The 10,894-nt window shown below is 63.6% G+C and carries 7 protein-coding genes and 1 pseudogene; 6 read left to right on the plus strand and 2 right to left on the minus strand.

Annotation, left to right across the window (positions count from 1 at the left end; genetic code table 11):
- The first annotated feature begins 509 nt into the window (after positions 1 to 509).
- The 5 genes from FY036_RS02445 (at position 510) to FY036_RS02465 (ending at position 8,248) form a co-directional block, all read left to right on the plus strand.
- Entirely contained in the window at positions 510 to 773 is a 264-nt protein-coding gene (locus FY036_RS02445; protein ID WP_235897476.1) for a hypothetical protein, read from the plus strand.
- A gap of 205 nt (positions 774 to 978) precedes the next feature.
- A complete protein-coding gene (locus FY036_RS02450) occupies positions 979 to 1,953 on the plus strand; it encodes a DUF3991 and toprim domain-containing protein (RefSeq protein ID WP_148913114.1) in 975 nt (324 codons plus the stop codon).
- 124 nt (positions 1,954 to 2,077) lie between these two features.
- Positions 2,078 to 2,677, plus strand: a complete 600-nt coding sequence (locus tag FY036_RS02455) for a DUF1419 domain-containing protein (protein WP_148913115.1) — start codon at positions 2,078 to 2,080, stop codon at positions 2,675 to 2,677.
- A gap of 7 nt (positions 2,678 to 2,684) precedes the next feature.
- Entirely contained in the window at positions 2,685 to 3,083 is a 399-nt protein-coding gene (locus FY036_RS02460) for a DUF3085 domain-containing protein (RefSeq protein ID WP_148913116.1), read from the plus strand.
- Between the two features lie 86 nt (positions 3,084 to 3,169).
- Positions 3,170 to 8,248: an N-6 DNA methylase gene (locus tag FY036_RS02465; protein ID WP_148913117.1), complete on the plus strand. Its 5,079-nt coding sequence runs from the start codon at positions 3,170 to 3,172 to the stop codon at positions 8,246 to 8,248.
- A gap of 12 nt (positions 8,249 to 8,260) precedes the next feature.
- Here FY036_RS02465 and FY036_RS02470 read toward each other — a convergent pair whose 3' ends face one another.
- Positions 8,261 to 8,761: an RES family NAD+ phosphorylase gene (locus tag FY036_RS02470; RefSeq protein ID WP_148913118.1), complete on the minus strand. Its 501-nt coding sequence runs from the start codon at positions 8,759 to 8,761 to the stop codon at positions 8,261 to 8,263.
- Between the two features lie 2 nt (positions 8,762 to 8,763).
- Positions 8,764 to 9,114 carry an antitoxin Xre/MbcA/ParS toxin-binding domain-containing protein gene (locus FY036_RS02475; RefSeq protein WP_148913119.1) on the minus strand — a complete coding sequence of 117 codons (351 nt, stop codon included), beginning with the start codon at positions 9,112 to 9,114 and terminating at the stop codon, positions 8,764 to 8,766.
- A 402-nt stretch (positions 9,115 to 9,516) separates the two neighbouring features.
- Between FY036_RS02475 and FY036_RS02480 the strand changes: the two are divergent.
- A pseudogene (locus FY036_RS02480) lies at positions 9,517 to 10,785 on the plus strand (ParB N-terminal domain-containing protein); the annotation flags it as partial.
- Positions 10,786 to 10,894 lie beyond the last annotated feature (109 nt).

Below are 10,894 nucleotides of genomic sequence, written 5' to 3' on the forward strand. Positions count from 1 at the left end.
GTTAAGTTGACTTGCAGTCCCCAAACCAGTCAGTCTGCAATCCGCCCCTTTGAGGACGTGCTGCCCAAGGGAAGGATAGGGGAGAGGGGCGCGTGCGGTTCGCCGGGAAGGCAAGCCATGATAGTGAATCCGTGACCGCTGGTCAGCAGACCAGCGGTGTGGTTGCTACCGGGCGCTTCTCAGAGACTTGGCCGCGACATCAGGTCGATCGTCACCAGCCAGTGATCTGAAACGCCGCTGCCACTCTCCGGGTCGAAACGTCGGGGCGACACGAACCCTTGAGCGTTGGTCTCGATCTGTTGGGGGGCCGACGAAGGTTCGCAAGGACCCGAGATTGGCGAACCAGCCAGAGGTCGATGATGTCGCGCCCGTGACGCAAAGGTTTGGCGTCGCCCTTCGGGCCGGGCTGTTGGCGGAGCCGAAGACCCGAAGTCCGGGTCTTCTCCCATTCGGGCTGCCATGCCTGACGCGGCTGGCGGAATCGAAGAGGGGACACGGAATTGCTCGCGGTGATCAGCCAATGGTTTGAAAAACGGCGGGCCATCCGTCGACGTTGGCAGGCCGATGCCCGACGCCTCCTCGCGGCCGAAAAAACCAACGCCTACTATGAGGCGCAGCGCCGTGCCGCGCGGGCGCGCGTTCGCGGCGAGAAAGCCGAATTCTATCACTGGGCAAAGGTCGCTGCCGAGATCGCACGCATTTCGCCCAGGGCGGAAATGGACTTCGACGTGGTGCGCGCAATCGTGGCTGAAGAGGAGCGAAGCAGCGGTTGAAGCGCGGATATGCGTGCCGCTTGCGCTCTGCGCCCGGCAAGGGAAGCTGCGCCGCGGCGGGCCGGATCGACCCGCCCCGCAAATCTGCCGGGTTGCCCGCCGCGCCCTTGCCGGCCTTGCTCTTCGCGGCCTGCCGATTCTCGTCCCGGAAAGATCGGGAGCGGAAATCGGATAAGAGGAGCGCGCGAAGGCGTCGAGCGAGAAAATGGAAAAAGCAGACCTGGAAGAGCTAAGAAGGAAGGTGCCCTGCAACGCGGTGCTGGAGGACGCGGGCTTCGAGCTCGATCTTAAGGAGAGCACGCGCAGGGCGATGAAGTATCGCCGGGCCAGCGAGATCATCATCGTCATCCATGGCGGGAAGGGCTGGTTCGATCCCCTCTCGGATGCAAAGGGTGACGTCTTCTCTCTGGTCGAGCATCTCGACGGCCTTCCTTTTGCCGCGGCGCTCTATGTCGTTGCTGACCTGGTCGGATTTACGCCCTGCGAGCCGGTCTGGACACGCGAGGCCAGCGACCGCGCGCCGGACCTGACGATCACCGAACGCTGGCAGGACCGGCGCAAACCCCGGCCCGGTTCTGCAACCTGGCGCTATCTGCGCGATACGCGGCACGTCCCAGAAGAGGTCATTCGCAATGCCGTTGCCGCGAACCTCCTGCGCGAAGGCCCGAAGGGCAGCATGTGGGCCGGCCATACCGATGACGGCGGTCACGTGACCGGCTGGGAGGAGCGCGGCCCCGACTGGCGTGGCTTTGCGACCGGAGGCGCCAAGGTCCTGTTCCGTCTCGGCCAGTCCGACGCGGTCCGGCTCTGTGTGACCGAGGCGGCCATCGATGCCATGAGCCTTGCCGCGATGGAGGAGCTCCGAGCCAATACGCTCTATCTAAGCACGGGCGGCGGCTGGGCGCCGGCCACGGCGGAAGCGCTTCGCACATACGCCAGCCGGCCGCGCGTCCATCTAGTGGCGGCCACCGACAACAACGCGCAGGGCGAGACATATGCCGGCCGTCTGCGAGACCTTGCGGCCGAGGCCGGAAGCGGGTTCGAGCGGATGCGTCCGCTGGCGGAAGACTGGAATGCGGAGTTGGCGAGGAATCAGGAAGCGGGAAGGAGGGAGAACTCGAAGGAAGACGGCTGCCGCATGCCCGCCGGCCGCCTCAAGGGTGACGCTTCGCCCGGCTGACGCCGGCCCTTGACCCGGCCGGACGGAGATGCGGCCGCTTGAGAGGGGTCCGGAAGGGCTGGAGACGATGGCGAAATCGAGAGGATGAGCCGCGCCCCGGCCCCGGAGGCCAAGGAGCCCACCTATGACCCTCTCTTCCATCCGCAAGATCTATTTCGGCATCGCCGATCGTCGGCAGATGTTCCGTCTGTTCGACCGTCACGCCCAGCGTCCGAACCGCTGGACGAACCACGATGGCGTCCTGTTCGCGGGAGAATGGTTCGAGATCGCCAGGCCCGAACAGGATTACATGCTCGATATTCTACCGCCGCTGTGGATGCGCGGAGAGATGTTCGCCACAAGCGAATTCCTGACCGGGAGTATTACCAGCGTGTTCTATGCGCTTCGCATTAACGGCGCGGTCCGCTACTTCCACGCCTATTGCGATCTCGCCCGGCCGGTCTCGCCCCGCGAAATGCGCGACGCGATCGTTGAACGGGAGCGCCGCCCGGTCAGGGCGATGAGCCACCAGGAGCGTATAGAGCACATCTGGAGCGCCACCGAGGACCGCTATCGCGGATATGCCGGGGTGGGGTTTGCGCCCGAGCATCGCGGGAGCCGCACCGTCATCGTCTATGGCAGGCACACAAGCAACATCGCGCTCCTGGACTGTCTGACCGACGCTCAGATTTCGCAGAAGCTTCCCGTCCACCTGCGCCACCTGCCGCTCGTCGAAGCCGCGTGAGGCCACCATGTTCACTTACCCGATCATGGCCGTGCGCAAGGTCATCGCGCGGGGGCGAGCGGATGCTGCCGCCAACGGCGGCTTCCGCAACCCCTACTACGGCACCAGGCCAGGCGAGGGCGAGAAACCCGGCCTGTGGCTCGTTGGCGACGAGGGCGTCTACATCATCTCGAACGGCAAGCTTGCCGAGGGGCAGAAGCCGCTCATCGTCTATTCCGCCGAATGCCACCCGAATGGCAATCCGGACTGGGGGGACTACAAGCGGCGCCATTTCGGTGGCGACGACGGCATCGAGTTCATCGACGCCGACCTGCTGATCCCGAGCTTTGACCGGAATTTCGGCGCCACCCATCTGGGCGTGTACCTCAGCGAAGACGATATCTCGTTCTCGCTGATCACCCGCTAACCCAATCCCGAATCTGTAGCGTGCGTCGCGCCGCTGGTCATCCCGGCAGCGGGCGGGCATGCACCTCAACACATGGAGAACAACCCATGCCCAATGACGACCCCTTTACGCTGACGTCTTTCGGCAGCAATTCTATTTCATCCGGCCTCGGCATTGGCGTCACCGCGTTCGGCACGACGATCGAACCGCCGGAGGATCGCGAACACGACACGTCCGAAGTGCCGCTGCCGGCGGCCTCACAAGGCCCCGGCAAGACCGACGACGACGGACGTGCCGAGAACTTCCATCTCGCCGGCGATCGCGGTCTGGCCCGTGGCTGGAGGCAGCGTGCAAAGGACAATATCGCCGCAATCTCGCTCGCCCAAACGATCGAAGCCGAAGCCCGTCCGGCGACGGTCGAGGAACAGGCGGCGCTCATCAAGTTCACCGGGTTTGGCGCATCGGAATTGGCCAATACGGTGTTCCGGCGCCCGGGCGAGGAGGCGTTTCGCAAGGCTTGGCAGGAGATCGGCGCCGATCTACAGGATGTGACTTCGGAACAGGAATACGCTTCGCTCGCCCGCTGCACGCAATATGCGCATTTTACGCCGGAGTTCATCGTCCGCGCCATCTGGGCGGGCTTGCTGCGGCTCGGCTGGCGCGGCGGCAGGGTGCTCGAACCTGGCATCGGCACGGGGTTGTTTCCCGCCCTGATGCCCGAAGAGCTTCGACCGGTCGCCCATGTCACCGGCATCGAGCTCGACCCGATCACGGCGCGGATCGCACGTCTGCTCCAGCCCCGCGCCCGCGTCGTCAATGGCGATTTCACCCGTATCGATTTGCCAGCGCGTTTCGACCTTGCGGTCGGCAACCCGCCGTTTTCCGATCGCGCGGTTCGCTCGGACCGGGCCTATCGCGGCCGCGGCCTGCGGCTCCATGACTATTTCATCGTCAAGGCGCTTCGTGCGCTGAAGCCCGGCGGGCTTGCTGCTTTCGTTACCTCCGCCGGCACCATGGACAAGGCCGATCCAACCGCCAGGCAAACGATCGCCCAACAGGCCGATCTTGTCGCCGCCCTCCGCCTGCCCGAGGGCAGTTTTCGGGCCGAGGCCGGCACGAATGTAGTGGCCGACATCCTCTTTTTCCAAAAGCGCAGGCCTGACGAAGCCGATGGCGACATGTCCTGGCTGGAGACAGAAGACGTCCGACCCGCAACCGAGGATGAGGCCCCCATCCGGGTCAATCGCTGGTTCGCGCAGCACCCAGATTACGTCTTGGGTACCCATGCCACGACCTCCGGGCCGTTTGGCGAAACCTATACCTGCCTGCCGCAGCCCCATGTCGATCTGGAGCAGGCTCTTCGCGCCTCCATCCGTCTTCTTCCGGACGCTATCTATGACGGCGAGCCGGAAGCCGTTGGACCTCAAACCGATACCGGCGATGCCCACGACCTCGACGCGTCCGAAGGGCAGGCAATCCGCGAGGGCAGCTTCATTGTCGGGAAGAACCAGACGCTGATGCAGCTGCGCGACGGCGAACGTGTCACCATAACGGTGAGCAAGGGTCGCGGCGCTGACGGCATCTCCGACAAACACGCCAGGATCATCCGAAAGCTGATCCCGATCCGCGACGCCGTGCGCGAGGTCCTCAAGGCTCAGGAGCGCGACCAGCCCTTCAAGCAGCACCAAGTCAGGTTGCGCATTGCCTGGTCGAATTTCGTGCGCGACTTCGGTCCGGTCAATTCCACGACACTATCGCTGAAGGAGGATCTTGAGACCGGCAAAACGCACCGCCGTCCCAATCTCCAGCCCTTTCTCGACGATCCCGATTGCTGGCTGGTCGCCTCAATCGAGGATTACGATCTCGAGACGAACACGGCGCGCCCGGGTCCAATTTTTACCGAGCGGGTGATCGCTCCGCTTTTGGCGCCGGTCATCGCGTCAGCCGCCGATGCGCTGGCCGTGGTGCTCAACGAGCGCGGTCACGTCGATATCGATCACATTGCCGAGCTCATGCACGCCGATGTGGACACCGTCATCGCCGAGCTGGCCGATGCCGTTTTCAGTGATCCGGAAACCGGCTCATGGCAGACCGCCGATGCCTATCTCTCGGGCAAGGTGCGCGACAAGCTCAAGGCGGCACAGGCCGCCGCAGCGCTCGATCCGGCGTTTGAACGCAACGTCCGGGCGATGCGTGATGTCCAGCCAGCCGACCTAAATCCCTCCGATATCACGGCGCGTCTGGGTGCCCCGTGGATTCCCGCCGATGACGTGGTCGCCTTCGTCAAGGAGATGATGGGCGCGCGCATCAAAATTTGCCACATGCCCGAGCTCGCCTCCTGGACAGTCGAGGGGCGCGGGCTGGGGTACACTGCCGCCGGCACCTCGGAATGGGGCACGGATCGGCGGCACGCCGGCGAGCTTCTCGCCGATGCGCTCAACAGCCGCGTCCCGCAGATTTTCGACACTGTGAAGGAGGGCGACAGCGAGAAGCGCGTCCTCAATTTGGTCGACACCGAGGCGGCCAAGGAGAAGCTCACAAAGATTAGGACGGCCTTCCAGGCGTGGATCTGGTCCGATCCCGATCGCACCGACCGGCTTGCCCGGGACTATAACGACCGGTTCAACAACATCGCGCCACGAAGATTCAACGGCGATCACCTTCAGCTTCCGGGCGCCTCAGGCGCCTTTTCACTTTACGGGCACCAGAAACGCGGCATCTGGCGCATCATCGCGGGGGGCTCGACCTATCTCGCCCACGCTGTCGGCGCCGGCAAGACCATCACGATGGCGGCCGCCATCATGGAGCAGAAGCGGCTCGGGCTGATCGCCAAGGCGATACTGGTTGTGCCCGGTCATTGCTTGGCCCAGGTGGCGCGCGAATTCCTTGCGCTCTACCCGACCGCGCGCATCCTCGTTGCAGACGAGACCAACTTTACCAAGCAAAAACGCCACCGGTTCCTCTCCCGCGCCGCCACGGCCAATTGGGATGCGATCATCATCACCCATTCGGCGTTCAGGTTCATCTCCACTCCGTCCGCCTTCGAGCAGCAGATGATTTCCGACGAGCTCGAGCTCTACGAGGAGCTGTTGACCAAGGTACACCGTAACGACCGTGTGTCGCGCAAACGGCTCGAGCGGCTGAAAGAGGGGCTCAAGGAGCGGCTCGACGCTCTCGCGACGCGCAAGGACGATCTTCTGACCATATCCGAGCTCGGTATCGACCAGATCATCGTCGACGAGGCCCAGGAATTCCGAAAGCTCTCCTTCGCCACCAACATGTCGAGGTTGAGGGGCGTCGATCCTGCGGGCTCGCAGCGGGCGTGGGACCTCTATGTGAAATCCCGCTTCGTTGAAACGAGGAACCCCGGCCGCGCGCTCGTACTGGCGTCGGGGACACCAATCACCAACACGCTGGGCGAGATGTTCTCGGTGCAGCGCTTCCTCGGCATTGAGGCGCTGAAGGAGCGTGGCCTCCACGAGTTCGACGCCTGGGCATCGACCTTCGGCGACGTGACGACCGAACTCGAGCTTCAGCCGTCGGGCAAGTTCAAGCCGGTCACGCGCTTTGCCACCTTTGTCAACGTCCCCGAGCTCATCGCCATGTTCCGCTCCTTTGCGGACGTCGTGCTGCCGCAAGAATTGCGACAATATGTGAAGGTGCCGGCGGTCTCAACCGGCAAGCGCCAGATCCGGACCTCGAAACCGTCCGCCGAATTCAAGCGCTACCAGAGCGTGCTTGATGCCCGTATCAAGGCGATAGAGGAACGGGAGGGGCCGGCGCAGCCCGGAGACGACATCCTGCTCTCGGTGATCACCGACGGCCGTCATGCTGCGATTGACCTGCGTCTGGTAGATCCCGATAATGCCAACGAGCCCGACAACAAACTCAACGATCTGATCGGCAACGCCTTCCGTATCTGGTCAGAAACGTCACAGAACACCTATCATATGCCCGATGGGCATTGCTTTGAGCTGCCCGGTGCCGCCCAGATGATCTTCTCCGATCTCGGCACGATCAGCGTGGAAAAGAGCCGGGGGTTTTCTGCCTATCGATGGATCCGGGACGAGCTCGTCCGCAGGGGTGTGCCGCCGTCGGAGATCGCCTTCATGCAGGATTTTAGACGCGCGCAGGCCAAGCAGCGCCTGTTCGGTGACGTCAACGCCGGCAAGGTCCGGTTCCTGATCGGCTCGTCCGAAACCATGGGGTCTGGCGTCAACGCCCAGCTGCGTCTCAAGGCCCTGCATCACCTCGACGTGCCGTGGCTCCCCTCGCAGATCGAGCAGAGGGAAGGGCGCATCGGCCGGCAGGGCAACCAGCATGACGAGATCGATATTTTCGCCTATGCGACGCAAGGCTCGCTCGACGCCACCATGTGGCAGAACAATGAGCGCAAAGTCCGGTTCATTGTCGCCGCTCTTTCCGGTGATGCCTCGATCCGCAGGCTCGAGGACATGGGCGATGGCCAGGCCAGCCAGTTCGCCATGGCCAAGGCGATCGCGTCGGGCGACCCGCGCCTGATGCAGAAAGCCGGGCTGGAGGCCGATATCGCCCGGCTGGAGCGCCTGCGCGCCGCCCATATGGACGATCAGCATGCGGTCCGCCGTCAGATCCGCGAGGCCGAACGCGACATCGAAATTGCGACCCGCCGTATCGGAGAAATCGAGCAGGATATCGAGCAGCGGGTTCCCACGGCTGGCGAAGCGTTCGTAATGGTGGTCCGCGACGAGGTCTTCACAAAGCGCAAGCTCGCTGGTCGTGCGCTGATGAAGGAGGTCCTCACTCTCGTCCAGCTCCAGAAGGAAGGCGACATCGTGATCGCCTCGATCGGCGGCTTTGATGTCGAATTCTCCGGCGACCGGCTCGGTGGGGATGGATTTGGCTACACGACCATGCTGCTGCGCACCGGCGTCAAAGGCGAGATCGAACTTCCGGTCACGACAACACCGCTCGGCGCGATCTCAAGGCTTGAGCACGCGCTTTCGCGATTCGAGGACGAGCGGCTTCGGTATGGTCAGCGTCTGGCGGACACCGAGCGCAGGCTCGCTTCCTATCGCGTCCGGCACGGCGAAGCCTTCGCCTTTGCGGGCGAGCTGGATCAGACGTGCCGGCAACTGGCAGCGCTCGAAAAACATCTGGCCGATGATGTCACGGCCAACACGGCAAGGATCGACCAAGCGGCATGAGACGCTTCACGTTCAGCCCAGCCGATCCTCGTCGTCGATCAGTTCCAGGCGAGACGAGGCGCTATTGCCCCATCGCCAGAGCACCAGATTTATGTCGCTCGGACCGGACCCTTTGGCAAAACTGCGGACGCGCAGGCCGTTATAGCCTTGAGCAATCAGCTCGCGCGCGAAACGCTGTGTGCTTGCTTCCCCTGTGGTCCGCATCTGATCGCGCCAGGCAGGGTCGGCGAGCGAGGCTTCGTCAAGTCCCGCTGCCGCAACGGCCGTCATATCCGCGGCGTCGAAGACCATCTCGATTCTGGCACGATAGCAAACCAAGGTTGTCGGCTGCAGATCGCCGACCTGGTTGGCTTCTCGCAAGGCGGTGTGCACGGATGTCGATGCATAGAGCGCTGGCACGCCTTTCGGATTGAAACGGCCGCCATAGAGTTCCGCTCCGCGTCCCGACATCGGTTCGCGCGCGAAAACAGGATTGAGTGCCCGGTAGAGCTTTCCGCAATAGGTGAGCGACACGGTTAGGCGTGAACGCCGGCGTCCACGGCATCGATGAAATCAAGAACCTCTTCTGCCCGACCGTCGCGTACCAGCTGCATGGCCGTCTGGCCCGAAAATCCCGGCAGTGGCTCGGACCGATACCAAGCGTAAGCGATCAGCGCGGAGCCGAAACGCGGCTCGACCTTGTTCACAATCTCCACCATCTCGCGCAGGCGGCGCTGCGTCTTGTCCGAACGCACCCGATCCTTGCGCTGGATCGCGTCCTTGCCGAGGCCTACCGTGCGCGCGATCTCTTCGCTCGTCGTGCGGAAAATGGACGCGATCTTGTTCGGCGCGAACAGCCCGTGATCTGAATATTGTGCGAGGTTCATCCTGTCGCCTCAATCGACTGCCAGTAATTATGACGCAATATAGCGTCAGTTGAGACGGTAGTCAAGGCTCGCATAGGATAACGGCGCAGCGCCAGTCGTTTCGTGCGAACGGGCGAGATGCGGATTCAGGGAGGGCAGGAACGGGAGAGGAGAGAAAAGCGAGGACAGAAACCCCTCGCAGAACGAGCCAGGCCGCTGACGGTGTCACCTCAACCGCGCCGCTCGCGATCCCGACCCGTCGGACTGCGCAGGGCTCACAAGCCCCGCTCGCCTTGCCGGGCAGGGATGCTCGGCCGCAATTGCACCGGCCCGTCCGCTCCGCGGGCCGGGGGATGTCTTCGCAAAGAAGACTAAGAACGGACCGGCGCGGTGCCGCGTCCCGAACCCGAAAGGAGCATTCCGATGGAAATCAAGTTCGTTGATCCCCGCGCGCTCGTCGAAAATCCCGACAAGGCCCGCCGCTCGAAATCCAGCCCCCAGGCCGATGCGCTGCTGCTCGCCACGATCAAGGCGGTCGGCATCGTCCAACCACCCGTCGTGGCCGCACAGCCCGATGGCGGCAATGGCTTTATCATCCAGGCCGGGCATCGCCGCGTCAAGCAGGCGGTCGCCGCCGGTCTCGAAGAGATTGCAGTCATCGTCAGAGGAGCCACCGAGGATGGTGGCGCGATGCGCTCGCTCGTCGAAACGCTCGCCCATGAAGGGCTCAATCCGGTCGACCAGTGGCGTGCGATCGAGCGTCTCGTCGCTATCGGCTGGACGGAAGAGGCGATCGCCGTCGCACTCGCACTTTCGGTGCGCCAGATCAAGAAGCTGCGGCTGCTTGCTAATGTGCTGCCGGCCATGCTCGATCATATGGCCTGCGGCGACATGCCCAACGAAAGCCAGCTCCGCACGATCGCGGCTGCCTCGCTCGAGGAGCAAAGGCAAGTCTGGAAGGCGCACAAGCGTTCCAAGGGCGATCCGCAGGTCTCCTGGTGGAGCGTGGCCAACGGTCTTTCAAAAACCCGGATGTATGCGCGCGATGCGAGTTTCGACGACGAGCTCACTCAGGCCTACGGCATTTCCTGGATCGAGGACCTGTTCGCACCCGCCGACGAGGACAGCCGCTACACGACCGATGTCGAGGCCTATCTCGGTGCCCAGCAGGAGTGGATGACGCGGAACCTGCCCAAGAAGGGCGTCATCGCCGAGGCCAATACATGGGGCCAGCCGGAGCTGCCCAAGAAGGCCGAGCGGGTCTACGGCAAGCCCAAGAAGTCCGATCACATCGCCATGTATCTCGATCGTGACGGCAAGGTGCAGACCGTTCACTTCCGGATGCCGGAGCCCAAGTCGGCCAAGGGCAACGGGTCTTCGGACGAGGAAGCCGTCGCGATGCCCAAGTCGCGGCCCGACGTTACCCGCAAGGGTATTGAGATGATCGGGGACTTCCGCACCGACGCCCTTCACGAGGCGCTCGGCCGTGCCCCGATCGAAGACGACGCGCTGATGGCCTTGCTGGTTCTCGCCTTCGCCGGCCAGAATGTCAGGGTCGATTCCGCCAATGGAGGCGGAGACGGCTATTATGGCAATCGGCGGATCGCGCGCCACGCGGCGGCACTCTTCGACGCCGAGGGCAAGCTCTCCTTCGACATGGAGACCCTGCGCGTTGCGGTCCGCTCCATGCTTGGCCTGCCCCTATGAGGTGGTCCGGTTTCAGTTTTAATGCATGATCGGCTTTCCGGCCATTGCCTGTGCAGATGGTGGTGCCGTTCTACGGTTCGGCGCCGGCCAGATG

This window comes from Neoaquamicrobium microcysteis (assembly GCF_008180155.1).
Lineage (GTDB): Bacteria > Pseudomonadota > Alphaproteobacteria > Rhizobiales > Rhizobiaceae > Aerobium > Aerobium microcysteis.

Excerpts from the sequence above, each read along its gene's own strand:
- FY036_RS02450 (WP_148913114.1), top strand. The coding sequence starts at position 979 with ATGGAAAAAGCAGACCTGGAAGAGCTAAGAAGGAAGGTGCCCTGCAAC.
- FY036_RS02455 (WP_148913115.1), top strand. The coding sequence starts at position 2,078 with ATGACCCTCTCTTCCATCCGCAAGATCTATTTCGGCATCGCCGATCGT.
- FY036_RS02460 (WP_148913116.1), top strand. The coding sequence starts at position 2,685 with ATGTTCACTTACCCGATCATGGCCGTGCGCAAGGTCATCGCGCGGGGG.
- FY036_RS02465 (WP_148913117.1), top strand. The coding sequence starts at position 3,170 with ATGCCCAATGACGACCCCTTTACGCTGACGTCTTTCGGCAGCAATTCT.
- FY036_RS02475 (WP_148913119.1), bottom strand. The coding sequence starts at position 9,114 with ATGAACCTCGCACAATATTCAGATCACGGGCTGTTCGCGCCGAACAAG.